This is a genomic window from Aequorivita lipolytica (assembly GCF_007997135.1).
Taxonomy (GTDB): Bacteria; Bacteroidota; Bacteroidia; order Flavobacteriales; family Flavobacteriaceae; genus Aequorivita; species Aequorivita lipolytica.
Map to the genome: position 1 here is coordinate 106320 of NZ_VORU01000002.1, position 25283 is coordinate 131602.

Below are 25283 nucleotides of genomic sequence, written 5' to 3' on the forward strand. Positions count from 1 at the left end.
GGAGTGTTTTAAAGAAATAAAGGTCTATAAACCTTCCAATGTTTGTAAATCAAAATAACATTTAAAACAACTATCACCAATGCTGCTATAAGGCCTGGAGTGTCCAAAAATAAATGGAAAAGTAAAATATTTACCGTTATGGGCGCTAATAGAAGTAGTGCGAAAGGTACCCACTTGTTAATAAGCAAAAGCAATCCGATAAACATTTCAAAAATTCCAACAACTTTCAGAATATAGCCAGTATCGCTCAGCGAGTCAATAAATATAGCCGCCTCTCCTGTATAGATATGCGTCGGCATAATATTGAAATGAATCAATTTGCTCAACCCAAAAAAGAGTAATCCCAAGCCTAAAATGATTCTTAGGATTTTAGTGAAAGTTGAGTTCATAAGCTCTGTATTTAGGGTTAATTTCTTAAAGATACTGAAAAATAAAAAATGCGCCTTTAATAAAAGCGCATTTTTTTAACAAATTTTTAAAAGTAATTTTATTCTAGCCTGAAAATTTAAACCAAATTGTTGTTCACTAAGTATTCTGCTATTTGTATGGCGTTTGTTGCAGCACCTTTCCGAAGGTTATCGCTTACAATCCACATATTCAAAGTATTGGGCTGTGTTTCATCGCGGCGAATGCGGCCAACAAAAACCTCATCCTTGTCGTGCGCGTAAATAGGCATAGGGTATGTATTGGTATCTGGGTTGTCCTGTACTGTAATTCCCGGAGTTTCGTGTAGTATTCTGCGTACGTCACCCAGATCAAAATCATTTTCAAACTGAACGTTCACTGACTCACTGTGGCCACCAGCTGTTGGAATCCGCACTGCAGTAGCAGTAATTGAAAACGTACGATCATCCAATATTTTTTGTGGCTCACGAGCAAGTTTCATCTCTTCTTTTGTGTATCCGTTTTCTTCAAACGTATCACAATGTGGCAACGCATTTTTATGAATTGGGTAAGGATAGGCCATTTCGCCTTTTATTCCTGCCATTTCATTCTCCATTTGTTGCACGGCCTTTATACCCGTTCCAGAAACCGATTGATAGGTAGAAACAACCACCCTTTTCATTTTATATTTTTTATGAAGCGGCGCCAAAGCCATCACCAATTGTATGGTTGAGCAATTTGGATTGGCAATAATTTTATCGTCTTTAGTCAAAAGATTCGCATTGATTTCGGGAACAATAAGTTTTTTATCGGCTTCCATGCGCCAAGCTGAAGAGTTGTCGATTACTGTGGTTCCAACCTCAGCAAATTTTGGCGCCCATTCCAGCGAAGTACTTCCACCAGCTGAGAAAATAGCGATGTTTGGTTTTGCAGCCACAGCTTCCTTTAAGCCAATCACTTTATAGTTTTTTCCTTTGAATGAAATTTCCTTTCCTACAGATCTTTCCGAAGCTACCAAAAGCAGTTCGTCAATAAGGAAATTGCGTTCACTCAAAACTCTTAACATTACCTCGCCAACCATTCCGGTGGCACCTACCAAAGCTAATTTCATATGTTTTTCCCGCGCAGGCGGGAATCTTTTAATTAATACCTATTTGTTTGCAAAAGTAGTTGATAGCAAATTATTATTTCTGAATAAAAAGCAAAAAAGAACCCTCCGAAGCTTTACGCGAAGGAGGGTTAAGGTTAAAATATGTAATGCAGCGGTGGCTGTAAATTATTTTTTTCTAAGCTCGTCACGAATTTTCATTAGAATATCTTTTTCAGATGGCCCCGGATCTGGTGCTGGAGCAGCTTCTTTTTTCTTACGTGCATTGCTGTAAGCTTTTACAATCAAGTACAAAACAAAACCAACAATAATAAGGTTGATGAGGGTATTGATCCATTTGCCATACATTATTGCATTTTCGGGTTTGGCTACTTCGCCATCGGGTCCAATTACTTCATTATCAAGAACATATTCGAATCTGCAAAGTCTATACCCCCGGCAAAATGGCCAACGATTGGCATGATCATATCATTTGTAAATCCTGTAACAACAAGCCCGACGGCTCCTGCCAGAATTACTGCAACGGTCAGGTCTACCACGTTTCCGGTCAAAATAAAATTCCTGAATTCTTTTAACATGTTGATTGGTTTTTAGGTGTTAATAGAACTAATTTACTCAAAAGAATTCATGTTTTGAATAATTTACCCAAACAGGGATCAATTCCTACAAATAACCCTTTTTACTCTTTGCGATACAGCCGTTATCAATTCATAGGAAATGGAATTGATGGCGGCAGATAATTCTTCGGCAGTGGTTGAAGGACCAAAAACGATAACTTCGTCGCCTTCTTCACAATCTATATCAGTAACATCAACCATGATCATATCCATACATACGTTTCCAAGAATGTGAGCCTTTTTACCATTTATAGTTACCCAACCTTTGCCTTTTCCATAGGAACGCGGAATACCATCTGCGTGGCCAATGGGAAGTGTGGCTGAACGGGTTGCTTTTTCAGCAATAAAACCTCGGTTGTAACCCACACTTTCACCATTTTCAACTTTGTGGATTTGTGAAATAACGGTTTTTAAAGTTCCGACAGGTTTTAAATGTTTGTTTTCTTCTTTATCGTTTCCGAAGCCATAAAGGCCAATTCCTGTGCGGACCATATCAAAATGTGCCTCGGGATAATTTATGATTCCTGAAGTATTTGCGCAATGAAGGAAAGGTTTGTAACCAATCTTGGCAATTAATTCTTCTGAAATTTTTTGGAACATTTCAATTTGACCGAGTGTGAATTCTTTCAACTTTAAATCTTCGCTTGCCGCAAGATGCGAAAATGCCGATTTTACCTTTACGCTTTTAGTTTTTGAAAGCATTTCAGCAATAAAAGGAATATCATTTTCAACGAAACCCAAACGGTTCAAACCTGTGTTGAATTTTAAATGGATTGGGTAATTGATTTGCTTTTTTTCTTCCGAGAAAGCGATAAATTCCTCCAACGTTTTCCGGGAATAAATGCTGGGTTCCAAACAGCGGTTTACAATCACTTCAAAATTAACGGGAAGTGTGTGCAATACCAAAATTGGGGTTTCAATCTTTGCATTTCTGAGTGTTTCGCCTTCATTGGCATAAGCCACAGCAAAATAATCAACACCCAACTCCACAAGTTCCTTTGCAATAACCACAGAATCGCTTCCGTAGGCAAAAGCTTTTACCACGGCCAGCACTTTGGTTCCGGGTTTTATTTTTGAAGTAAGGTATTTGTAATTATTGTCGAGTGCGTTTAGGTTTATCTCCAATAATGTTTCGGTGGCTTTGGGCATTTAATCTTGAAGTTTATGTTTTTTTCAATTATTGATTAATCCGAAAAACCCTCCATTTAGAGTAGTGGCGAAGGTTTTTCTAGGCTTGTTTTCCAGTTTTTTCGGAAGATTTGTTTTTATTAATTTCTTCGGCATCTTTCACTTCCATCTTCACTACTTTGTCGCGCATTTGTGCTTTATAAAAAGCCGCGCGACTCAAGGGTTCGTATTCTTCGGTTTCCCCGAGCAAAACCAATGCTTCACTTTTCGCTTTTCGGTAGCTGTAATGGGCAAGATTTCCGGTGCGGGTGCAAACGGCGTGTACTTTGGTAACATATTCGGCAGTTGCCATTAAAGCGGGCATCGGGCCGAATGGGTTTCCTTTATAATCCATATCAAGCCCTGCAACAATTACACGAACGCCACGATTGGCGAGGTCGTTGCAAACTTTTACAATTTCATCATCAAAAAATTGGGCTTCGTCAATGCCTACCACATCACAATTATCTGCCAAGATTGGGATGTTTGCCGCAGCGGGAACGGGTGTTGAACGAATTTTATTACTGTCGTGGCTCGTTACAGAATCTTCGCTATACCGTGTATCTATCGATGGTGTGAAAATCTCCACTTTTTGACGGGCAAATTGGGCGCGTTTCAGCCTTCTTATAAGTTCTTCTGTTTTTCCTGAAAACATAGAACCGCAGATTACTTCAATCCAGCCAAATTGTTCTTTCTGATTTACGGTATTTTCAAGAAACATAGTTTAATTTTACGCGAAACATTAAGCATCAATTCACTTTCCAAACGGATGTTCAACTCAGAGATTGCTTGAAACCATCATAAACCGAAGGATTTAAACAAGAAAACAAAAATAGTTGACGTTTACATAAAGGATGCGTAAATTTATAAAAACAAAATAGAAATTTAGGTTAATTTAAAAAGATATGAAGAAGAAACTCCGCGAGCAGATAACAGCGCTTGGAAAGCAATTAATAGAAGAAGAAAAAACGTTTAAGTCCGCATCAGTAAAGGGGTTGGTAGCTGAGCTTTATGAAAAGTTAACCGTACTTGAATATCTTGAAAACCAACTTGGCGATGACTCCGAAGCGCCAGCCGCAGCGTCTCTGGATTCAAAAAGTTTCCGCGAAGAAAACTGGTTTACAGAGCCTGAACCGGTTCCGCAACCAGATCACAAAGAAGATCTCATCGAGCCTTTAATGGAAAAAATAAAAGACATTGTAGCACAAATGCCGCAAGAAAGCGAGCGAATAGATGAATTGCTAGATGAAATGCTGCCGAAAAACCCGGAATCTGAAACCGCAGAAATACAGAAAAAGCCAACAGTAAAATATGTTAAAAATGATTTAGAGGAATTCGCCTCAAACTATCAGCAAATGCCAGAGTTTGAAAGAAAAAACTTGGAACTCTTCCCCAAATCTGTTGAAGGAACAGAGGCCAGTAAAACAATGACCGAGTCTCGAGCAAGATCTATAAACGATTCAGTCAACAAAGGATTAAACATTGGGCTGAACGACCGTTTAGCTTTTATAAAACATCTTTTTGAGGGCCAGGTGGAAGATTATACCCGCGTACTTTCACAGATAAATACAATGCAAAATTTTGAAGAAGCACAAAGTTTTATAAAAGGCAAAGTAAAACCAGATTATAACTATTGGCTTAACAAAGAAGAATATTCAGAGCGGTTTATGAATATTATTGAAAAACGTTTCAATTAAATTCCACAATTATGACTGCCCAAAAAACAATCTATTGGATAGCCACAGGGCTGCTCAGCGCGCTATTTCTTTATTCCGCTGTTATGTATTTAACCGATACTGCGGTAATTGAAGGTTATTATCAGGATTATCAATATCCCACCTATTTAGTGATCCCAATGGCCATTGCAAAAATTTCGGCAATCGTTTTTATCCTTTTGCGAAAGCCAAAATGGGTTATGGAATGGGCCTATGCCGGACTCTTTTTCGATATGGTTTTAGCGTGTTTTGCACATTATCGGATAGATGATCCTGGAATAACACTTCCTTTATTGGGAATTCTATTTTTGTTAGTTTCATATTTCTTCGGAAAAACGGCACGTCCATAAACTATGACGGGAAAACTTTACTTAGTACCCACGCCCATCGGCAATTTAAAAGATATGACCTTTCGCGCTGTTGAAGTGCTGAAAGAGGTAAATCTAATACTCGCCGAAGACACACGAAACAGCGGAAAACTTCTGAAACATTTTGAAATCGGCACCCAAATGCATTCCCATCACATGCACAACGAGCATAAAACAGTGGAAGGGATTGTAAAACGAATCCAAAATGGAGAAAACATTGCATTAATCAGTGATGCCGGAACACCAGCCATCAGCGATCCTGGCTTTTTACTGACCCGCGCCTGCGTGGAAGCAGGCATAGAAGTAGATTGCCTGCCCGGTGCCACGGCTTTCGTTCCAGCACTTGTAAATAGTGGCTTCCCAAATGATAAATTTGTTTTTGAAGGTTTTCTTCCAGTAAAAAAAGGAAGGCAAACAAGGCTAGAACTTTTAGCCGAAGAAACTCGAACCATTATTTTTTACGAATCGCCACACAAACTGCTGAAAACACTTGCACAATTTGTAGAATTTTTTGGTGCAGACAGACAAGTTTCCGTTTCGCGGGAAATCACAAAACTTCACGAAGAAACCGTCCGTGGCACTGCTGAAGAAGTTTTAAAACATTTTGAAAACAAGCCGCCGAAGGGGGAGATTGTGGTTGTTGTTTCAGGGAAGAAGTAATTATTAAAAATTAAATTCCAAAAAAAAAATCAATCTAAAATCGTATATCGTAAATCTAAAATCACAGGTGTTTGCCTTTATTCCACCCATTCTTCCCAAGATATTGCTCACCACTTTCCACCGCACCATCTTCAATAGGAGTTCCCATTGAATCATTCCAGCGATTTAAATAACCAAAGAGGGAAATAACACCCAGCATTTCCACGATTTCACCCTCGTTCCAATATTTGTAAAGTCTTTGTTTAATTTCGTCATCCACCGCATTTGGCACTTGGCTGGCAGCCAAAGAAAAATCGAGCGCAGCGCGTTCACCTTCTGAAAATGACGAATGTGTTCTGTATTCCCAAATGTTATCCAACTGTTCCTGCTCCGCCCCATAACGTTCTGCAGCACGAATGGCATGTGCTTGACAGTAACGGCAACCAGTTGCATTGCTGCTCACCCAAGCAATCATTCGTTTTAAAGCTGAAGTAGCGCGACCCTCATTCGCCATTACGGCTTTGTTGAGATTGATAAACGCTTTACTGATTGCTGGGCGGTGCTGCATAGTTAGCACGCTGTTGGGGCAAAAGCCGAGGGTTTCGTTGAAAAATTCAGCCAATTGCTTTGTATCTGCATCATGGTCTGGGGAAAGTGGAGTTACTAATGACATAGCTTAAGAATGTTTGAAATCCGAAAGTACAAAATGCCATTTGCAAATTTCAAATTACAAGCTCCAAATAAAAAATAAAATATTCAATATTCAAATCTGTCATACTGAGCGCAGCCGAAGTACAAAAAAATCAATTCTTCAGCAATCTGAAAACGCTATTTGAAGTTCTCAAAAAATAAATCCCGCTTTGGGTCGTGGAAAGATTTATTTGTGATTGTTTATCTGCCAATTCACCAATGGCAATAGTTTTTCCCGTAATATCCGTAATTTGGTAAGCATTGTTTTCAGAAAATAGTTCACGTTCAATCGTGAAAATTCCGTTTGATGGGTTTGGGTAAATGGTTAATTTTTGGTCTTCGAATTCTGGAAGCAACAAGGTACTGTTGTTGTGACGGAGTAGCACAATATCTTCCATACCATCATACCAAAATGTATTTCCTACACTAACAATCTTTCCATCTGCCTGCATAATTGTCTTATAATGGTCAAATCCTAGGGATGCACCATTAAACGAATTGTCTATATACCCTCCTTCAAAATATCTGCTTACCACATAAATGCTGCCTTCAAAACAATCCAGTAATTTTCCGCTCACAATCATTCTTTGATTTTCTTGTACAAATAGTTGAGAGATGCTGAAACCGGAAACAGGAAGAAGAACAGTTCCATCATTTCCAAAATCTGGATCAGGCATGCCATCATTTTGGTATCTTATAAAATAGGGTTGCATAACTGGCTCGAAAAGGTCAACACAAGCTCCGCAACTTCCCGCAATAACTATTTTATTATCATTAGTAAAATCAATACTAGCACTGCTAAAATTCATTGGGTTCAAGGCATCAATGTTTTTTGTTACCATTCCGTTATTTCCAAAGTTGGCGTCTAAATAACCGTTTGGCTGAAACTTCATCAAAATGATGTCTGCATTCGCATTATTATCTCGCGTTCCAACGAGATAGAAGTTATTCTCTCCGTCAATCTTAAATTCTCCACTCATAAAAATACCGCCAGAAAAGTTGGAAGACGCTGCGCCATTTACACCAAAGTTGGTATCCAAATCCCCATTAGAGAGGTAGTGATTGATTGTAATTTCATCGCTTCCGCTGAATTTCAAAAGCATCATGGATCCATCATCCAGAAGTGTCATTGCAGCATAATTTCCGTTTGGAATGGTTAGAATTCCACTATTTCCAAAAGTGTTATCTAAATCTCCGTTATCCAGATATTTTGCAATAACAAAAATTGAACTTTGGGCTTTTGGTCCAGCGGCAATAATATGTTGTTGATTATCTATAAATAAATATTTGTAGTCATAAAACCCAGTACCATTGCTGGAAATTACTATACCATCCGAACCAAAGGCAGTATCTACCATTCCATCAGGCATATATCTTATCAAATACGGATAAAAATTGTTAGAATCTGGACTCGTTATTCCAGATACAACCAATTTTTGATCGGCTTGCTCTACAGCATTCAAGACCAAGTCAAAACTATTATCTATATCTGTCACCACTATTCCCCCGTCGCCAAAAGAAGTATCCAAACTCCCATCCTGCGCAAAAGATAGAAGTGAAGCTAATCCTACTAAAAAAAGTAAAAGTGTTTTCATAATTTAAAGGTTACGGGGGAGAATATTTCCTACAAGATAGTAAATTATCAATTACGAAAATCAGCTTTTCACTAATTGAAATTTTGTAATTTTACAACTCTCCCCTTTTAGATTCACTTTACACCAAAATATAAATTTGGAATTTTTATAGTATATGCGCTGGACCCTAAAACCAAAACCCGATCCCCAAAAAGTGAACTCACTTTCAAAAGCATTGAAGGTTGAACCCATTATTGCTTCACTTTTAGTTCAGCGTGGCGTGGAAACTTTTGAGGAAGCCGAAAAATTTTTCCGCCCAAGTTTGGAAGACCTGCACGATCCGTTCTTGATGAAGGATATGGATAAAGCCGTTCTGAGAATTCAAAAAGCAATCGAAAACGAAGAAAATATTTTAATCTATGGTGATTATGATGTGGATGGAACCACGAGCGTTGCATTGCTTTCTTCCTATTTAAAAAGCTACTACCCAAACATTTCAACCTACATTCCAGATAGATATGATGAAGGCTACGGCGTTTCATACAAAGGAATTGACTATGCCGAAGACAATGATTTTTCACTTATTATCGCTTTGGACTGCGGTATAAAAGCAATAGAAAAAGTTGCATACGCGTCCGATAAAAACATCGATTTCATAATCTGCGACCACCATCGCCCGGGCAAAGAAATACCAAAAGCCATTGCGGTGCTCGATCCAAAACGGGAAGATTGCGAATATCCTTACAAAGAGCTTTGCGGTTGTGGAGTTGGATTTAAATTAATTCAGGCTTTAGCAGAACAAAGAGGTTTACAGATTAGAGATTTGTTGCTTTATTTAGATTTGGTAGCCACTGCCATTGCCGCAGATATTGTTCCAATAACTGGCGAAAATAGAATCCTCGCCCACTACGGATTGAAAGTGATAAACAGCAATCCACGCACCGGCTTTAAAGCTATTCTGAAACAAATAAAAAAAGAAACACTTACCATTACCGACGTAGTTTTTATCATCGCCCCGCGCATTAATGCTGCCGGACGAATGAAGCACGGCAACCACGCCGTTACATTACTCATAGAAACTGATGCTGAAAAAGCTGAAATATATGCTTCCGAAATTGAAACTTTTAATACTGATAGGCGTGATACAGACAAAACAATAACAGAAGAAGCGCTGCAGCAAATAATTGAAAATAAAGAAGAAGAACGAAAAACCACAGTAGTTTATAATGAAAATTGGCACAAAGGCGTTATCGGCATCGTGGCTTCCCGCTTAACGGAAACCTATTATCGTCCCACTTTAGTTTTTACAAAAAGTGGTGAAAAACTCGCTGCCTCTGCACGCTCCGTAAAAGGGTTTGATGTTTACAATGCTTTGGAAAGCTGTGCCGAACATATTGAACAGTTCGGTGGACATATGTATGCTGCGGGTTTAACCTTGTTCGAAAAAGACTTCGAAAAATTTAAAAATGAATTTGAACGTGTAGTTTCAGAAACCATCGATCCACATTTATTAACTCCGGAAATTAGGATTGATGCCGAAATAAATCTGAAAGACATCACCCCTAAATTCTTTCGGATACTTAAACAGTTTGCGCCTTTTGGCCCCGGAAATATGACGCCTACATTTATGACCCAAAACCTAAAAGACACGGGCTGGGGAAAATGTGTGGGCGAAGACAAAACACATCTGCGTGTTGTGGTTAAGCAGGGAAATTCAAACCAATTTACAGGAATAGGTTTCAGTATGGCTGAAAAAAGTGATATTGCTTGCAACGGAAAACCATTTAAAGCCGCCTATTGTATTGATGAAAACGAATGGCAGGGGAATGTAAGTTTGCAGCTTCGGCTTAAAGATATTATGGAGTAAATGTTTTCATTTCAAACGCTTCGCCCTCAAAAACGCCGTAAGTATAATGATTTATCCAATCGCCCAGATTATAGTAGGTTGAGTGTTCACCCACTTTAATTTCCATCGGCAAATGGCGGTGCCCAAATATGAAGTAATCAAAATGTTTGTTTTCCAGCTTTCGTTTTGAGTATTGCGCTAGCCATTCCTTTTCATCGCCCAAAAACAGCTTATCGTCATCACCAGAAATCAATTTATTTTTCACGGAAAGATGTTGCGCCACACGCATTCCAATATCTGGGTGCAACCAACGGAAAAGCCATTTAAAAACTGGATTGGTGAAAACCTTTTTCATACGCTTAAAACCCTTATCACCTGGACCTTTGCCATCGCCATGACCTATAAGGAAATGTTTGTTATTGAAAACAAATTCCTTAGAATCGTGATAGATTGGAATATTAAGCTCCTTTTCAAAATAATCATTCATCCAGAGATCATGGTTTCCCACAAAAAAGTGAATTTGAATTCCGCTGTCGCGAAGTTCGGCAAGCTTTCCCAAAACGCGAACAAAGCCTTTAGGCACCACGGTTCTGTATTCAAACCAAAAATCGAAGAGGTCGCCGAGCAGGAAAATAACTTCGGCATCGTGTTTAATGCTTTCCAGCCATTTTACAAAAATCTTTTCGCGCGGCAAGCTTTCTGCCTGTGTGGGCGCGCCAAGATGATTATCGCTAGAAAAGTATATTTTTTTGCCTTGCGGGATTTGCATATTCAAAGATATAGAAAAAGACCCTTCGACTGCGCTCAGGGTGACAATGTGAGTTTAATTATCGTCGGCAAACCACTCAGCATAACTACTGTCGGTTTCCTGAAGTTTAAGGGAGTGTAGCTGAATGTTTTTTGGCAATCGTATTTTTATTTTTTCAGAAAAATCTATTACCATCATTTCGCTGGTTGGCTGATAATCTACCAAAAGTACACTGTGACCGCGGTCACTCAGTTCCTTTGCCAATTCCACATGTGGCGTATTTTTATTGAATACAGTGGAATGGTCAAAAACATCAACAATTTCCTCTTTCACTATTTTTTTAAGGTCGCTAAAATCTATCACCATTCCAAATTTCACATTGTCAGTATCAGAAATTGGGGTGCCAATTACAGTTACCGAAAGTTTGTAACTGTGGCCGTGCACGTTTCTACACTTGCCATCGTAACCATAAAGTGCGTGGCCCGTTTCAAAAGAAAAAATCTTAGTGATGCGTATCTTATTCATAGGGTAAAGTTGGGCTACAAAGATACAATTTTCTTCGCCCAGACTTTAGCCAATAGCTTTTGAAAAAATAAACCGTAGTTTTGAACAAAAGCACGTATGGTTTGAACCAAAACCACGTATCGTTTTTCTGAAAATAAGGTTATGTTTTTGAGCATCGAGAAACCAACCAATTTCTGAACTATATTTGCCCGCTTTTAAAGAACCAAAAATGACGGAAGAACTCTTTGAACAATTGGAATTTATTGAAAATCCGTTGTTTGAAACTATTATAGATAATCTGCTTCAGCAGCAATATAGCATTGTGGATAACTTTTTTTCTTCGGAAGAAGTTGAAGTTTTACGCAATTCATTGCTTGCAAAATACGAAGCAGACCGTTTTAAAAAATCTGCCATCGGCAATCGCACCAATGAAGAAATTGATAAAACCATCCGTGGCGATTTTATTCTTTGGATGGATGAAAAGAACGCCAACGAAGCAGAATTGCTCTTCTTCAAGAAAATAAATGAACTCGTTAATTACCTAAACAAAACTTGCTTTTTAGGGATCCTCCATAAAGAGTTTCATTACGCAGTTTATCCAAAAGGCACTTTTTACAAGCGGCATTTAGACACTTTTCAGAATGACGACCGTAGAAAGCTTTCCATTGTTTGTTACTTAAATGAAGACAATTGGCTACCTGAAAACGGTGGCGAACTTACCATTTACAGCGAAAAAGAAGCGTTGGACATTTTACCGCTTCCGGGTCGATTGGTGATTTTTGAAAGCCAAATTTTGGAACATGAAGTGAAGGTGGTTAGAGCCTCAGAACGCATGAGTATTACGGGCTGGTTGAAAACGAGATAATTCTTGGCTTCTTTCTTGAAAATTATAGATAAATCTGATGATCGCGACAATAGTCGTCTATATACTTACGAAGATTTTCCACAGCGTTTTTGAAATTCACCCGTTCACTTTCGCCAAAACGTTCGGCTTCCAAATCGCGGTTCAGTTCCATGGAAATACTCTGCCTTATCTCACCCAGCAGGATTCTTAAATATTTTTCCTTGCCCATTTCAGAAAACTGCTGCAGATCTATCAGCGCATCGCATACTTTTTCGTACTCCCAAACGAGTTCTTTCACCGAATCATTTTCGAGCAATTTGGAATTATTTTTGAAGATTTCAGAAGGAGTTTTCAAAACAATAAATTTTTCTAAATAAAAAATACGAAGATTTTAGCGCTTTTTCAACTTTTGATAAATAACTACGGCAATTACCAGAACCGCCAAAATTAAAAATAGCCCTGGGCCGCCAATAAATTCTAACCAATCCATGATTTTCGTGATTTGTTAATTCGAGATTCGTTGTTTCTTGTTTCGTAAAAGTATTAATTTTCTATCAGCGGAATATATTTTCTTCGGAATTTAATCATCAATGCTACCGCGCGGTAAGCCACCCAAATAATAAGTGCGGCCCAGATTCCTATCAACCCCCAATCCATATATTTCGAAAAATAGAGTGCGGGAATAAAGCCAAATATTGTTGCACCCAAAAGTACGTTGCGCAAATAGCTCATTTCACCCAAGCCTTTAAAAATAGAATCTAGCGTGAATGCCATTGCATTAAAGGGCAGACAAATGAGCACCATAAAGAACATTCCGTAAAAAATGGAAAGCACCTTTTCATCTTTGTTAAAAAGAAGTCCCAAAGGTTCATAGAGCATTAACCCAATTAAAACAAGCATTGCGGCAACCCCAATATTATATAAGTTTACTTTTTTTGTAAGTTCCCATAGCGATTTGTAATTGCGCTCACCAAGCAGTTTTCCTCCCAAAATATTTCCGGCAGCTCCATATCCATCGATAAAAAATGCAGTGAAAATCCAGATATTAAAAGCGATAGTATGAGCCGCTATATATTCCTTTCCCAAGTCTGCCGCTTCACGAGTTGCTAAGATTAATGCAGTGTTTAAGGCCACCGAACGTAAAAACAGATTTAAACTCATGTTTACCAATCTCTTAATTTCAGGATGTAATGGAAACTTCAGTTTTAAGGATATCTCTGTTTTCTTTAAGAGAAATATCAAAGCCATAACAGCCATTACGGCTTGCGAAATAAGGCTCGCCCAAGCCGCTCCTCTAATTCCCATTGCGGAAATATATCCTTCAATTCCGTAGACAAAAGCAAAATCTAGTACAATGTTTAATGCTGCGCCAATGGCAGCAATAATCATTGGCCAAAATGTATTTTGAAGTCCGCGGAACAAACCAAAAACCGCAAAGGTGAAAAGCGTAAGTGGAAAGCCCCAAACGCGAATGTTGTAATAATCTATACTAAAGGAAAGAATCATGCCTTCGGCATTGAGTAGTTTAAAGATCTCCTCAACAAAAAAGTATGTGGAAAAAAGCACGACAATACTTAACGCAATATTAAAATAGATCGCCTGTGCTGGAAAACTTTGCAAGTCCTTCAATTTTCCGGCACCTAGATTTTGCGAAACTATCGCTGAAATCGCGCTTCGCGTTTGGCCTAAAATCCAGATCAATGCCGAAAGAAAGGAACCAACAATCCCAACGGCGGCGAGTGATTCAATACCGAATTCACTTATATTTCCAACTACTGCAGCATCGGTTGCAGACAGCACCGGTTCGGCAATTCCAGCGATAATGGCTGGAATGGCGAGCTGTTGGATTCGTTTGAATGAAATATCAGTCTGCAGCATTTTGGAAAAAGCAAAACTACGCAAAATGAAAAAAGCCAAAAGGCTTGATTGCCTTTAAAGTTTTATAATTTATTCAAAATGTGAAAGTATGCTGTGTCGAAGAATAATTACCTTAATTTTGTATTCATAAAAACTAGACGTTTCAGGTTATGCAAAATATTTTGGTCCCTGTTGGTTCTTCAGCAAACTCAATCAGTAATTTACAATACGCCATAGATTTGGCCGAATCGATAAAAGCCACTGTTTACGTAGTTTCTGTATTTCAGGAACTTTCAAAAGTTGGCGGTCTTTCAAAAGTAAACGCTATTTTAAAGGAAGAGTCTGAAAACCGCTTAGACGAAGTGCTCTCACAAGTAGACCGCAATGGAGTTCCTGTAATTGCACATCCAATTAAAGGCGAAGTTTTGGAAGGGATAGAACGCATTAGCAAGCAAGTGCCAATTATACGTCTTACACTCAGGTTGAAGCCGCTACAACTTTTCAGGCCGTGATAGAGCATTTTCAGCAATTTCAACCAGATATGCTTTGTGTAATTAGAAGAAAGCGAGGTTTTTTCAAAAAGCTTTGGGAAAAGAACGAGATTCTGAAGAGAGAATTTTATACCACTAAACCACTCTTGGTTTTGTCGGTTCAAGATTAAGTTATTTTTTTAAGATTGAAAATCACTTTTCATTTTGTGTTTCACCTGATACACAATTTAAAAAAATTTAGTATTTTCGCATCCTCAATCCGCAAATGTCCCTACTCTTTGAGAGCTACGGAACACAAAGGGGGATTAGCTCAGTTGGCTAGAGCGCTTGCATGGCATGCAAGAGGTCATCGGTTCGACTCCGATATTCTCCACCAGAACCACCGTTTCCGCGGTGGTTTTTTTATTTCAGAAAATCAATTGTTGTTTCAACAACAGTTTTTAATTCCTCGGGTAAGTTTTTATCTTCCCAAGGATGCTTTGTGTTAAAAACGTGATCTGCCCCCTCAACTATTTTTAATTCACTTTGTGAATTCCAAGAATGGATTGCCTTTGCTTCATTTACAGAAACCGTTGGGTCATCGCTTCCATGAACGAAAAATACAGGAATCTCAATATTTTTCACAGCGCGGTTTATTGAAAAGCGCTTTTCGTTTTCTTTAAAATCTTTATAAAACTGAAACTTGTGCGGCAGCATTTGTTTCGTTCTGCTATTTTCCACGTGAGTTATTCCCGTTTCTTTCCACGCTTTAAAATCTTCAGTATCTTCCTGAAATCTGGCTTTAAAATCGCTTACACTCGCCCAAGTAACAACTTTATTTACGCGAATATCTTCTTCGGCTTTTATTAAAACAATTCCGCCGCCACGGCTATGCCCGATTAATGAAATGGTTGAAATTTTCTTCGGAAGATTTTCGTTTCTACTTTTTATTTCATTTAAAACTCTGTCCAAATCATCTAGCTCCAAACTGAAATTATTTTCGGCAAAAGCTTCTAAATCTGGAAAATCTATTGGTTGTTCCGCGGTTCCGCCGTTATGCGAAAAATTAAATTTTATAAAACAAAAACCAGCTTCGGCAAAAGCTTCAGCTACTAAATGCCATGCACCCCAATCTTTAAAACCTTTGTAGCCGTGACAGAAAATAACGATTGGTTGCGATTTTTCTGTTTCATTATAATAAACATCGTAAAGTATCGGTTTTTTGTTTTCGGAAGTGAGTACTTTATTTTTTCTAACTATCATTATTCTATTTCTTTTTCAATGAATGGAATCTGTGGATCACAAATTTCCAAAATAAGTTTCTTTAATTCAATAGTAAAATTTTCTAAAGTTTCGGCAGTAATTTGTTGGTCCCGCTTACTGTATGCAGAGGTTTTTGTTCCAAATTTTAGAAATCCACCGGCTAGATTTTTAAACGAAATAATTCCTGCTTCCGCCCCATTTATTGGCAGCTCTCTGTTCATCATTAAAGCGTAGGTTAAAACTTGAAAAGCCTTGCTGAACTTGTAATCTTTGTTCAATACTGACCAATCAATAATTTCAACATCCCCCTGATTTACTGAGCCCGTTTTATAATCGATAATACGAAGTTGGCCGTTATAAGTATCTACCCTATCAACCTTTCCGTGAATTTTTACTGGAAAATTAATCTCGTGAATTGGAATTTCCAAAGTGAGATTGGCCTCAATCTTAACTATTTTTATTTCATTGCCAGCTTCAACTTCGGAAATTTCACGATCTATGAAGTTTGAAATATAACGCTTGGCCACCTCAAAGATGATTAGATTTTTTCCTTTGGAAAAGTTTCCTCCTTTGAACGTTTTTTTGAATTGTTTTGTCACCTCTTCGTGAATCCGCTCCTTCATATCTAATAGATTCTGTACACTAAGAACAAGCGCTTCCAAAGGTTGATAGAAGTTTTCTAAAGTGTCGTGAACGATGGTCCCCAAGGTATTTGCTGCAACAGTTTCTTCTACTTCCGCAAACTCATTCAACTTTAAAATCTTCTGAAAATAAAACTCCATCGGATTTCGGATGTAGCTTGTTAATGCCGAAGGTGAAAACCCTTTTTCTGCAATTTCGCGAATGCGCTTCAATACGGCTTCAGTTTTATGAATCTCCCGCAATTGAAGTGGTTTTATTTGAACTTTTGGTGAAAGAATGCGTTTTTCAATGGTATGATTTGGATGCTTTTCAATTTCTAATTGCCTAATAAATCGGCTTTTTTCACCAGTGTTAATTCCTTCGGAATGATTGTTATAGAGCAAGGTTACGTTTTTTGCACGTTGCAAGAGTCTATAAAAATGATAGGTGTAAATTGCATCCTTTTCAGTGTAAATCGGCAGGTTGAATTGTTGTTTCAAATCGTATGTAATAAACGAAGCGTTTGATTTTCCGGAAGGGAAAATACCCTCGTTTACAGAGGTAATTATAACATTTTCAAAATCGAGTACACGTGTTTCCAGCACACCCATTACTTGCAGCCCGCTGTAGGCATCACCTTCAAAATCTATTGATGTGGTCTGCGTTAATTCTGAAAAAAGCGTAAGCACACTTCTAATTGATTTTAGGTGTGGATATTTTTCATTTAGGGTGTCAATTTTTTTGAGCACCTTTCCCAATTGATTTGTTACCACACGCTCAACAACACTTAATTCTTTATCGTTTTGAAGTGTTTCAATAATTTTTATTGAAGATTTAATAGCGGTTTCACTATCATCATTCCAATCGTCAAAAATGAGTTGGAGCATCGGGTTTTCAGAATCTTCTGAAAAACTTTTTAAATCTTCGAAAGAAATATGGGTTATATTTTGATTGACTAGTTTTTTGTTAATAATCGTTGTATCCTTCAATAATGTGTTGCCCAACGGATGGTTCAAAATAGCTAATACATCTTTATAATATAGTGTTCTTGGATTGCGGTGATGGATGCCGTAAAGCAACTCAAAGAAAACAACAGCTGGAAAATTCTTGAGCGAAATGCCCATGGTAAGGTTTAAATTTTTTACATTTTCCGGTAGGGAATAAAGTAATGGAACTAGTAAGTTCTCATCGCCAAGTACAATAGCCGTTTTATTTATCTCCCCAGTGGAAAGGGTGGAAAGTAGTTCACCAACATACTTTGCCTGTCCAACATTTTTTTGGACTTCTACGAATCGAAATTGCTTGGGTCCTTCAAAATTACGGGCAATGAACTTTGGAGTTTCATCTTGAAAATACTTCCATTCTTTTATATACTTTCTTATGAAATAGGAAGCACTATGTTTTAAATCCTCATAAAAAAAGCGATCTGTATCCCAATAGATTTTTGAATTTTTTGTTTCAAGCAGCTCTTGAATGATATTTTGCTCTGCAGCATTTAGTGCATTAAAGCCTATGAAAATGTGCTTTTTGTATTTGTTGTTGTTTATATAATGCCCGAGGTTTGATGCGGCCTCTCGATAAACCATTCCTTGATAACCTATGCCTTCGCGTAATAATTGATTTTGAATATTTTCATAAAACGAAGGCAGGCTTTCCCAAAACCGTAAATAGTTCTCGATAAGCTGTGTTTTTTCATCATTCACACCCCATCTTTCCAAGGTCTTAATACTCGCCAAATAACTGAAAAACGGCGCAGGTTCAACTAAATACCTATCGATTTCATTAAAGTCATTCAATAATGTAATTGCCCAAGTGGAGTACGTTTCAAAATCTTCCTTTTCAGTACTACTATTTGTACTCAAATAGGCCTCATAGCTCTTGAAGAGTAGTTCCGTATTATCGATAATTTTAAGATTAGAAAGATCTTCTATAAATTCCTCAATACTGCAAATTCGCGGAGCAAACTGAGTGTTGTTAGTATTCTTTTTCAATTCATTCAAAAGAAAACCCCCAGCGCGTTTACTGGGTAGAACAAAAGTGATATCAGAAATATCTGGATTAGAATTTTTAATATCAGCTAAAACTTCTTGAAGGAATGTTACCATAGCCTAAAAATAAGAAACGCCCCCAAATTGGAGGCGTTTCAAAATTATTTATTTTAAAATTTAATTCAGATTATTTCTGAAGTGAAATTTCAACACGACGGTTTTGTTGTCTTCCAGCTGCAGTATTGTTTGTTGCAATTGGTCTTTCTTCACCGTAACCTTCAGAGGTAAGTCTATCACCTTCCATTCCAATAGTAGTAAGGTAATCTCTTACAGAAGCAGCTCTTTCTTTAGAAAGCTTCATATTGTAAGAATCACTACCACGACTATCTGTGTGGCCTCCAATGTGGAATATTGTGTTAGGATATTCTTTCATAATATCAGCGATGCTCTGAAGTGCAGAATAAGAGTCTTTTCTGATAGTTGCTTTATCATAGTCAAACAAGATAGTTTTAGAATACTCGTTCAATTGCTTTATAATTTCTATAGAAACTTCTGGACAACCTTTGTTTGCTACAGTACCAGCAACATCTGGACACTGATCATCTTTATCAAGGACACCATCACCATCTCTATCTTCGTAAGGGCAACCATTGTTAGATTTTGGACCAGCTTCATTTGGACAAGCATCATCTTTATCAGCGATACCGTCACCGTCAGCATCAGGACAACCGTTAAGTGCGGCTAGACCAGCAACAGTAGGACACTCATCTTGTGGATCAGCAATACCATCACCGTCAGTATCAGGACAACCGTTAAATTCAGCTAGACCAGGAGTATTAGGACAAGCATCATTTCTATCTTCGATGCCGTCACCGTCAGTATCAGGACAACCATTGAATTCAGCTAGACCTGGGGTCTCTGGACACTCATCATCTTTGTCGTAAATTCCGTCACCGTCAGTGTCTTTTCCGCCAAATTGAAATACAATACCAGCAGAATGTTGGAAGTGAGTGATTCCATAAGAATCCTCAAATGCATGCTTATAAGTAGATTGCAGATTAAGAGCAATGTTATCGTTAAACCAAAATTTAACGCCAGCAAGAGCATTAGCAGTACCAAACCCGATATCATCTACCCAAGTGTAACCACCACCAATACCAATAGAAGGATCGAACCATCCACCAGGACCGTTCAATGCATTTCTAAAGCTATATTTAATTTCCCCATCTGCACTGTAATAGCTAAGATCGTCTACGGCAATATCACCTAATTTGTCAATTCGGTTGATCGAACCTGCTCCAGTGAAAACAAAACCACTACCAATATATCTACTGATAGCTAATCTTGAAACTGAAGGAAGGATATTCCAGTGATCGTTTGCGTTAAAATACTCGTCAAAGATATCCCCTCTGGCAGCAGCTGGGATGCGTGCTTGGTCCTCGTTAAGTCCAGCTGGATAAACGTCAACAGCGTTTACACCAACCTCAACAGCCCAAGGATTGTTTTCGTCTTGCGCGTTCGCCACCCCGATTCCCATAAAAAGGATAGCAGCAACTAATAATCTGTTAAGATGTTTCATATTCGATTGTTTAATTTTTAAGTGTTAATTATGAGCAAAAGTAAGTTGTTAAATATTATAAACAAAAGCAAATCTAATAAAATTTTCCTAAAGTCATTGCTATTGATACGTAAATAAAGGATTTACTTGTCAATAACCCCCAATTTTTTTCCAATCTTAATAAAGGCATTTATCGCTTTGTCCAATTGTTCCTTGTTATGCGCTGCTGAAAGCTGCACACGAATTCTTGCCTTGTCTTTTGGCACGACAGGAAAAAAGAACCCTATTACATAAATTCCTTCCTCCAATAACATGTCAGCCATTTGTTGAGAAAGCTTAGCATCGTAAAGCATTACAGGTACTATGGCAGAATCTCCGTCTATAATATCAAAGCCAGCCCCTTTCATTCCCTTTTTAAAATAGGCAGTATTTTTTGCAAGTCTGTCCCTTAATGAGGTATCTTCTGAGAGCATCTCAAATACCTTAATAGATGCACCTACAATTGCGGGTGCTAAAGAGTTTGAAAATAAGTACGGACGAGAGCGTTGACGAAGTATTTCAATAATTTCTTTTTTCCCCGTTGTATAACCGCCCATAGCGCCACCCATGGCTTTACCCAATGTTCCAGTTATAATATCTATTCTACCCATTACGCCTTTTTCTTCCAAAGTGCCGCGTCCTGTTTCTCCAATGAAACCAGTAGCGTGACATTCGTCTATCATTACCATTGCGTCATATTTATCAGCCAAATCACAGATTTTGTCAAGCGGGGCAACCAAACCATCCATAGAAAAGACACCGTCGGTAACTATTATTTTAAATCTGGCACCCTTTTCGTTGGCAGTAATGAGTTGCTTTTCCAAGTCTTCCATATTGCTATTTGCATAGCGGTAGCGGGCTGCTTTACATAGGCGTACACCGTCAATAATTGAAGCATGGTTCAGCGAATCCGAAATTATTGCATCTTCTTCCCCCAAGAGAGGTTCAAAAACACCGCCATTGGCATCAAAAGCGGCTGCGTATAATATAGTGTCTTCAGTTTGATAGAAATCTGCGATTTTCTGTTCCAGTTCTTTATGAATATCCTGCGTTCCACAAATAAAGCGAACGGAAGACATTCCAAAACCGTGCGTATCCATAGCGTCTTTTGCAGCTTGGATCACTTCCTTATTAGAAGACAAACCCAAATAGTTATTAGAACAAAAATTTATCACCTTTTCGCCAGTAGAAATAGTAATTTCCGCATCTTGGGGAGATGTAATTATCCGCTCCTTTTTATAAAGACCGTTTTCCTTTATCTCTTCAATTTCTTTCTGTAAATGTTCTTTTATTTTTCCGTACATATCAAGCTTTGTTTAAAGTTTCCAAAATTAAACTTTATTTATTACTATTTCATCTTCGTTACTATAGATAAGCATTTTTTCTGAAACCAAAAAACCCATATCCTTTAAAGCATTTGAATAATCATTTAATTGGTCGTTGTGCCAAATCTTTGGGCTTCCAGTTTTATAATCTACTAATATTGAAATGTTTTCTGAATTGATATTTATCCTATCTGGCCGTAAAACCAGACCATCTTTTGTGATTATGTCCCGCTCATTATAAACCATACCGCTTCCTTCAAATAAAGCTTTTAAATGCGGATGCTGGACAATTTGAAAAACCGTTTTCCTTAAAATCTTAAATTCATCATTCGGCACTATCGCACGTTGCTCCAATTCCATCAAAACTCTTTCAGCATCTGCAGCCGTATAGATTTGAGCCATGGTATCGTGGAGCAAGTTTCCTGCTGTAATGGCCGCCTCTGTTTCATCTTCAAAATTTATTTCTTCCGAAAAAACTATTTTCAAACCATGATTATTTGGATTGCTGGAAAAATATTGCGGCTCCATTTGCGAAACGACCTCTTTTTTCTTTGAAATCTTTTCTGAATTCTTTCCGAATTCATAAACCATTTGGTCCCCGTTCCACATACTTTTATTTTTCAAAAATTCCACAAAAAGATGGTTGTATGTTGAAGGGATTCCGCCTTTTGGTTCGCTGGGCATCTCAGAGAAAATAAAGAGCTTTTCAACAGCCCGCGTTAACGTTACGTACAGCAAATTAATATTGTCTAACTCCAACTGGCTTCTATGTTCATTGTGCATTTTTTCGCCAACCTCGCTGTAATTTGCAATTTCAGATTTGTAATTTATCTGCGCCTCTTTAAAGTTGAAATCTTCGTTTTCTAACGGATACCAAAGTTTATCGTACTTGCCATCATACAATTGAATATCTGCAAACGGAAAAATAACCACAGGAAACTCAAGTCCCTTTGCTTTGTGAATGGTCATTAATTGCACGGCGTTCGTGCCTTCGCTGGCTGGGATCGAGGCATTTTCCCTTTTTGTTTCCCAATAGTCCAAAAAAGATATTTTATCAGCTTGCGGCTGTTGCTCGAATTCATAAACCAAATCCATAAAACCGAAAAGATACGCATCTGCGGAAGCGGCAATTTTGAATTTCTCAATACAATACTCAAAAGCTTCGTACAGCGACGCGGAACGCATTTCGGCAAAGGCGAAATCAACACCGTATTCCATTAAATTTTCAGAGAATTTTACTTCTGAAATAGTTAGGAATTTTGTAAAAAAAGTGTGCTTTTCTTCCGAAATTTTTAAATGGTCGTGCAACAAATCCAATATCTGTATTTTGGCCTCATCATTATTTGGATATAAACAAACCCGTAATGCAAAAACCAAAATCTGCACAAAAGCAGAAGACTGCAGCAGCAATGTTTCCGAAGAAATTACTGGCACGCCCTGCTCCATCAAAAAAGAACCGAGCGCGATTCCATCGGCTTTCTTTCTGGTCAAAATACAAATATCGCTTTCAGAATAACCTTTGCTTTTTACATCGCAAATTGCTTCATAAACCAAACTTGAATACGCTTCTTCCTTTTCAGCCTTATTTTGCTTTTCAATGAACTCAAACTTTATATAACCATCCTTTTTATCATTACATTCTTGCTTATTGCCGTCTTGATACAATTTTCTGTGACCTACATTGGCAAAATAGGAAGAAATGAATGTGAAAAAATCGTTATTAAAGTTCACGATTTCTGCGCAACTGCGATAGTTGGTTATTAATGGGAACACTTCTTTTTCACGCTGAAAGGGATTATCAATCCCGTACAAACCCATAAACTGTTCTGGCAAACCACCGCGCCAACGGTAAATTGATTGCTTGGCATCGCCCACCAACAAAAGGCTGCCGGAGGTTGGCTCCAATTGTTGCGAAAGTGCGTTGTCAATAAGCGGAATTAAATTTTCCCACTGCAGTTTTGAAGTATCCTGAAATTCATCAATAAAAAAGTGGCGATATTTTTCACCCATACGTTCGTAAATAAAAGGCGCTGGCTGGTTTTTAATTTCTTTGTTTATGAGGGAATTAAATTCTGAAATGGGCAGGATATTTTTTTCTCTCTTTATGGTTTCAATTTCTTGGTTTATCAAATTTATCACTGAGAGCGGAGTAGTATTTTTCAGGATATTCTCAGTTAAAAGCAACCGGAAAACTAAATTTTTTGTTTGCTGAAAATTTGTAATAAAAGTGGGAGTCAGTTCGTCAATTATTCCTCCAATTGCTGCTGAGACCCTGCCGGGATATAATACCTTTTCGCCCATTGTATCTTGCCACTTTGCGCTAAAATTCAGATTATATCTGCCAATTGCAAGATTTTGAAAATGCTTCGGCAAATAACTGCCGCTAAAATCATCATGCTGCAAGCCACTTTCTTCAATAAGCTGAAGTGTCTGCGAAGCGATGGTTTCAATTGCTTCGGAAAGTGTTTTCCCTTTGAGTATTAACTGCTTTTTGAATTTGAGAAAATCTTCCAACGTTTTCTGCTTCAAAACCGAAACATTATCAGAATCGTTTTCGGCGTATAGCAATTTGGCGGCGTTGGCAATATCCCGTGAAATGTCCCACGATTTATCATCATCTGTTTTTTCCAACGCAAAATCCAGTAGCACTTTGGTAATTTCTTTGTTTTCGCCCGCTTTGCTCAAAAGCAGATCCACAGCCTCTGCCAAGAGTTCATTTGTGTCTAGTGTAACTTCAAAATTTGTTGCCAGTTTTAAATCTCGCGCAAAAGTGCGGATGAGCCTATGGTTAAATCTGTCAATGGTTTCTACGCTGAAAGCCGCGTAGTTGTGTAGCAAATTTTTTAGAATTTTCTGGGAACGGCTTTTAATTTCTTCAAGTTTCATTCCTGTTTCTCCAGCAATATTAAGCATCATTGGGAGTGGTTCGGCTACACTTTTTTCTTCACTGAAACTCACCAAGGTTCCCACAATGCGCTGTTTCATTTCAGCAACAGCTTTGTTGGTAAAGGTGATTGCCAAAAGATGTTTGTAATAGTCATCACTTTTTGCAGATAAAATCTGTCTTAAATATTCTTTTACAAGTGTAAAAGTTTTTCCGCTCCCTGCTGCGGCATCATAAATTGAAAAAGAGGATTTTATTTCCAAGGCTTTATCATTTTGGACTAAAATACTGTTTTATTGCTTCGGAATCAAATTAATCTATACCCACATAGAAATCTTATAAAATCTATAACACTTTAAAGAGCTGAGATTGTCTAAATTTGAGTGAATTTAGTAATAATCAATAAAAAAACTATATAATTATGTCATTCGAATTACCAAAATTACCGTATGCATTTGATGCTTTAGAGCCTAACATAGATGCCAAAACAATGGAAATACACCACGACAAACACCACCAAGGTTACACTGATAAATTGAACGATGCTATTAAGGGCACCGATATGGAAGGAAAAACCATAGAAAATATTTTGACTAATCTTGATATGGAAAATAAAGCTGTACGTAATAACGGCGGCGGATTTTACAATCACAGCCTTTTTTGGAAAGTGATGTCCCCCAAGGGTGGTGGAAAACCTTCGGGCGATTTGGCAAAAGCTATAGACAGCGCCTATGGGAGTTTTGAAGATTTTAAACAGAAATTTTCCGAAGCTGCCAAAACACAGTTCGGTTCAGGTTGGGCTTGGCTTTGCGTTCACAATGGCGGAAAAGTTGAAGTTTGTTCAACCCCAAACCAAGACAATCCATTGATGCCAAAAGTAGGTTGCGGCGGAACTCCAATTTTAGGATTGGACGTTTGGGAGCACGCCTATTATCTAAAATACCAAAACAAGCGTCCAGACTATGTCGGAGCGTTTTGGAATGTAATTAATTGGGAAGAAGTTACTGCTAATTACGCCAAGAATAAATAACAATTGATAATTGAATTTATAGATCCGCAGCCTTTTTTAAGTTT

The 25283-nt window shown here is 38.0% G+C and carries 24 protein-coding genes and 1 tRNA gene; 8 read left to right on the top strand and 17 right to left on the bottom strand.

Annotated elements, in window-relative coordinates:
• Positions 1 to 8: 8 nt before the first annotated feature.
• From ESV24_RS02955 to ESV24_RS02975, 6 genes are all read right to left on the bottom strand, one after another.
• A complete protein-coding gene (locus ESV24_RS02955) occupies positions 9 to 389 on the bottom strand; it encodes a DoxX family membrane protein (RefSeq protein WP_111815172.1) in 381 nt (126 codons plus the stop codon).
• 116 nt (positions 390 to 505) lie between these two features.
• A complete protein-coding gene (locus tag ESV24_RS02960; protein WP_111815175.1) occupies positions 506 to 1495 on the bottom strand; it encodes an aspartate-semialdehyde dehydrogenase in 990 nt (329 codons plus the stop codon).
• Between the two features lie 165 nt (positions 1496 to 1660).
• Complete coding sequence (locus ESV24_RS15615) at positions 1661 to 1840, bottom strand: large conductance mechanosensitive channel protein MscL (protein WP_317046788.1); 180 nt, start codon at positions 1838 to 1840, stop codon at positions 1661 to 1663.
• A 41-nt stretch (positions 1841 to 1881) separates the two neighbouring features.
• Positions 1882 to 2070, bottom strand: a complete 189-nt coding sequence (locus ESV24_RS15620; RefSeq protein WP_317046789.1) for a large conductance mechanosensitive channel protein MscL — start codon at positions 2068 to 2070, stop codon at positions 1882 to 1884.
• Between the two features lie 78 nt (positions 2071 to 2148).
• On the bottom strand, positions 2149 to 3258 hold the full coding sequence (gene alr, locus ESV24_RS02970; protein ID WP_111815177.1) for an alanine racemase: 1110 nt from the start codon (positions 3256 to 3258) through the stop codon (positions 2149 to 2151).
• A 79-nt stretch (positions 3259 to 3337) separates the two neighbouring features.
• Positions 3338 to 3997, bottom strand: a complete 660-nt coding sequence (locus ESV24_RS02975; RefSeq protein WP_111815179.1) for a thymidine kinase — start codon at positions 3995 to 3997, stop codon at positions 3338 to 3340.
• Positions 3998 to 4181: 184 nt separating this feature from the next.
• Between ESV24_RS02975 and ESV24_RS02980 the strand changes: the two genes are divergently transcribed.
• Genes ESV24_RS02980 through rsmI form a run of 3 tightly spaced genes read left to right on the top strand, consistent with a single transcriptional unit; the run spans position 4182 to position 6019 of the window.
• Positions 4182 to 4973 (top strand): hypothetical protein, encoded by a 792-nt coding sequence (locus tag ESV24_RS02980; protein ID WP_111815181.1) that lies wholly within the window; start codon positions 4182 to 4184, stop codon positions 4971 to 4973.
• A gap of 11 nt (positions 4974 to 4984) precedes the next feature.
• Positions 4985 to 5341 carry a DoxX family protein gene (locus ESV24_RS02985; RefSeq protein WP_111815183.1) on the top strand — a complete coding sequence of 119 codons (357 nt, stop codon included), beginning with the start codon at positions 4985 to 4987 and terminating at the stop codon, positions 5339 to 5341.
• A gap of 3 nt (positions 5342 to 5344) precedes the next feature.
• A complete protein-coding gene (gene rsmI / locus ESV24_RS02990; protein ID WP_111815185.1) occupies positions 5345 to 6019 on the top strand; it encodes a 16S rRNA (cytidine(1402)-2'-O)-methyltransferase in 675 nt (224 codons plus the stop codon).
• 61 nt (positions 6020 to 6080) lie between these two features.
• Here the strand turns inward: rsmI and ESV24_RS02995 are convergent, their stop codons facing one another.
• Complete coding sequence (locus ESV24_RS02995; protein WP_111815187.1) at positions 6081 to 6671, bottom strand: carboxymuconolactone decarboxylase family protein; 591 nt, start codon at positions 6669 to 6671, stop codon at positions 6081 to 6083.
• A 130-nt stretch (positions 6672 to 6801) separates the two neighbouring features.
• The gene (locus ESV24_RS03000) at positions 6802 to 8283 is read right to left on the bottom strand and encodes a T9SS type A sorting domain-containing protein (protein ID WP_111815189.1); all 1482 of its coding nucleotides are present in this window, start codon (positions 8281 to 8283) and stop codon (positions 6802 to 6804) included.
• Between the two features lie 154 nt (positions 8284 to 8437).
• On the opposite strand from ESV24_RS03000, the gene recJ reads away from it, so the two are divergent.
• Positions 8438 to 10129, top strand: a complete 1692-nt coding sequence (gene recJ / locus ESV24_RS03005; protein ID WP_111815191.1) for a single-stranded-DNA-specific exonuclease RecJ — start codon at positions 8438 to 8440, stop codon at positions 10127 to 10129.
• Here the strand turns inward: recJ and ESV24_RS03010 are convergent.
• Together ESV24_RS03010 and ESV24_RS03015 are read right to left on the bottom strand one after the other, a co-directional pair.
• Positions 10119 to 10877, bottom strand: a complete 759-nt coding sequence (locus ESV24_RS03010) for a UDP-2,3-diacylglucosamine diphosphatase (protein WP_111815193.1) — start codon at positions 10875 to 10877, stop codon at positions 10119 to 10121. The genes recJ and ESV24_RS03010 overlap by 11 nt on opposite strands.
• Before the next feature lie 54 nt (positions 10878 to 10931).
• On the bottom strand, positions 10932 to 11381 hold the full coding sequence (locus ESV24_RS03015; protein ID WP_111815196.1) for a 6-pyruvoyl trahydropterin synthase family protein: 450 nt from the start codon (positions 11379 to 11381) through the stop codon (positions 10932 to 10934).
• Positions 11382 to 11589: 208 nt separating this feature from the next.
• On the opposite strand from ESV24_RS03015, the gene ESV24_RS03020 reads away from it, so the two are divergent.
• Entirely contained in the window at positions 11590 to 12225 is a 636-nt protein-coding gene (locus ESV24_RS03020; protein ID WP_111815497.1) for a 2OG-Fe(II) oxygenase, read from the top strand.
• A gap of 22 nt (positions 12226 to 12247) precedes the next feature.
• Here the strand turns inward: ESV24_RS03020 and ESV24_RS03025 are convergent, their stop codons facing one another.
• Together ESV24_RS03025 and ESV24_RS03030 are read right to left on the bottom strand one after the other, a co-directional pair.
• Entirely contained in the window at positions 12248 to 12559 is a 312-nt protein-coding gene (locus ESV24_RS03025) for a hypothetical protein (protein WP_111815198.1), read from the bottom strand.
• A 188-nt stretch (positions 12560 to 12747) separates the two neighbouring features.
• Positions 12748 to 14082, bottom strand: coding sequence for an MATE family efflux transporter (locus ESV24_RS03030; protein WP_111815498.1), 1335 nt, complete (start codon positions 14080 to 14082; stop codon positions 12748 to 12750).
• A 149-nt stretch (positions 14083 to 14231) separates the two neighbouring features.
• Here ESV24_RS03030 and ESV24_RS03035 point away from each other — a divergent pair, with 149 nt between their 5' ends.
• Both ESV24_RS03035 and ESV24_RS03040 read left to right on the top strand, forming a co-directional pair.
• Positions 14232 to 14573: a universal stress protein gene (locus ESV24_RS03035; protein ID WP_235003992.1), complete on the top strand. Its 342-nt coding sequence runs from the start codon at positions 14232 to 14234 to the stop codon at positions 14571 to 14573.
• Positions 14574 to 14851: 278 nt separating this feature from the next.
• Positions 14852 to 14928 (top strand) — tRNA-Ala (locus ESV24_RS03040).
• 26 nt (positions 14929 to 14954) lie between these two features.
• Here ESV24_RS03040 and ESV24_RS03045 read toward each other — a convergent pair.
• The 5 genes from ESV24_RS03045 to ESV24_RS03065 all read right to left on the bottom strand — a co-directional run bounded on the left by ESV24_RS03045 (position 14955) and on the right by ESV24_RS03065 (position 24472).
• Positions 14955 to 15794 (bottom strand): alpha/beta hydrolase family protein, encoded by an 840-nt coding sequence (locus ESV24_RS03045; protein ID WP_111815200.1) that lies wholly within the window; start codon positions 15792 to 15794, stop codon positions 14955 to 14957.
• The gene (locus ESV24_RS03050) at positions 15794 to 18520 is read right to left on the bottom strand and encodes a PD-(D/E)XK nuclease family protein (RefSeq protein WP_111815202.1); all 2727 of its coding nucleotides are present in this window, start codon (positions 18518 to 18520) and stop codon (positions 15794 to 15796) included. The genes ESV24_RS03045 and ESV24_RS03050 overlap by 1 nt, the downstream gene beginning before the upstream one ends.
• A gap of 70 nt (positions 18521 to 18590) precedes the next feature.
• Positions 18591 to 19982, bottom strand: a complete 1392-nt coding sequence (locus ESV24_RS03055) for an OmpA family protein (protein WP_111815204.1) — start codon at positions 19980 to 19982, stop codon at positions 18591 to 18593.
• A 122-nt stretch (positions 19983 to 20104) separates the two neighbouring features.
• On the bottom strand, positions 20105 to 21304 hold the full coding sequence (gene kbl, locus ESV24_RS03060; RefSeq protein ID WP_111815206.1) for a glycine C-acetyltransferase: 1200 nt from the start codon (positions 21302 to 21304) through the stop codon (positions 20105 to 20107).
• A gap of 27 nt (positions 21305 to 21331) precedes the next feature.
• Positions 21332 to 24472 (bottom strand): UvrD-helicase domain-containing protein, encoded by a 3141-nt coding sequence (locus ESV24_RS03065; RefSeq protein ID WP_111815208.1) that lies wholly within the window; start codon positions 24470 to 24472, stop codon positions 21332 to 21334.
• A gap of 158 nt (positions 24473 to 24630) precedes the next feature.
• On the opposite strand from ESV24_RS03065, the gene ESV24_RS03070 reads away from it, so the two are divergent.
• On the top strand, positions 24631 to 25239 hold the full coding sequence (locus ESV24_RS03070; protein ID WP_111815209.1) for a superoxide dismutase: 609 nt from the start codon (positions 24631 to 24633) through the stop codon (positions 25237 to 25239).
• Positions 25240 to 25283: the final 44 nt, after the last annotated feature.

Coding starts and splice junctions, on each gene's coding strand:
- ESV24_RS15620 (WP_317046789.1), bottom strand. CDS start 2,070: ATGTTAAAAGAATTCAGGAATTTTATTTTGACCGGAAACGTGGTAGAC.
- alr (WP_111815177.1), bottom strand. CDS start 3,258: ATGCCCAAAGCCACCGAAACATTATTGGAGATAAACCTAAACGCACTC.
- ESV24_RS03000 (WP_111815189.1), bottom strand. CDS start 8,283: ATGAAAACACTTTTACTTTTTTTAGTAGGATTAGCTTCACTTCTATCT.
- ESV24_RS02955 (WP_111815172.1), bottom strand. CDS start 389: ATGAACTCAACTTTCACTAAAATCCTAAGAATCATTTTAGGCTTGGGA.
- ESV24_RS15615 (WP_317046788.1), bottom strand. CDS start 1,840: ATGTATGGCAAATGGATCAATACCCTCATCAACCTTATTATTGTTGGT.
- ESV24_RS03070 (WP_111815209.1), top strand. CDS start 24,631: ATGTCATTCGAATTACCAAAATTACCGTATGCATTTGATGCTTTAGAG.
- ESV24_RS03020 (WP_111815497.1), top strand. CDS start 11,590: ATGACGGAAGAACTCTTTGAACAATTGGAATTTATTGAAAATCCGTTG.
- ESV24_RS02985 (WP_111815183.1), top strand. CDS start 4,985: ATGACTGCCCAAAAAACAATCTATTGGATAGCCACAGGGCTGCTCAGC.
- ESV24_RS02980 (WP_111815181.1), top strand. CDS start 4,182: ATGAAGAAGAAACTCCGCGAGCAGATAACAGCGCTTGGAAAGCAATTA.
- ESV24_RS02995 (WP_111815187.1), bottom strand. CDS start 6,671: ATGTCATTAGTAACTCCACTTTCCCCAGACCATGATGCAGATACAAAG.
- ESV24_RS02975 (WP_111815179.1), bottom strand. CDS start 3,997: ATGTTTCTTGAAAATACCGTAAATCAGAAAGAACAATTTGGCTGGATT.
- ESV24_RS03045 (WP_111815200.1), bottom strand. CDS start 15,794: ATGATAGTTAGAAAAAATAAAGTACTCACTTCCGAAAACAAAAAACCG.
- ESV24_RS02960 (WP_111815175.1), bottom strand. CDS start 1,495: ATGAAATTAGCTTTGGTAGGTGCCACCGGAATGGTTGGCGAGGTAATG.
- rsmI (WP_111815185.1), top strand. CDS start 5,345: ATGACGGGAAAACTTTACTTAGTACCCACGCCCATCGGCAATTTAAAA.
- ESV24_RS03010 (WP_111815193.1), bottom strand. CDS start 10,877: ATGCAAATCCCGCAAGGCAAAAAAATATACTTTTCTAGCGATAATCAT.
- ESV24_RS03050 (WP_111815202.1), bottom strand. CDS start 18,520: ATGGTAACATTCCTTCAAGAAGTTTTAGCTGATATTAAAAATTCTAAT.
- ESV24_RS03015 (WP_111815196.1), bottom strand. CDS start 11,381: ATGAATAAGATACGCATCACTAAGATTTTTTCTTTTGAAACGGGCCAC.
- kbl (WP_111815206.1), bottom strand. CDS start 21,304: ATGTACGGAAAAATAAAAGAACATTTACAGAAAGAAATTGAAGAGATA.
- recJ (WP_111815191.1), top strand. CDS start 8,438: ATGCGCTGGACCCTAAAACCAAAACCCGATCCCCAAAAAGTGAACTCA.
- ESV24_RS03035 (WP_235003992.1), top strand. CDS start 14,232: ATGCAAAATATTTTGGTCCCTGTTGGTTCTTCAGCAAACTCAATCAGT.
- ESV24_RS03055 (WP_111815204.1), bottom strand. CDS start 19,982: ATGAAACATCTTAACAGATTATTAGTTGCTGCTATCCTTTTTATGGGA.
- ESV24_RS03030 (WP_111815498.1), bottom strand. CDS start 14,082: ATGCTGCAGACTGATATTTCATTCAAACGAATCCAACAGCTCGCCATT.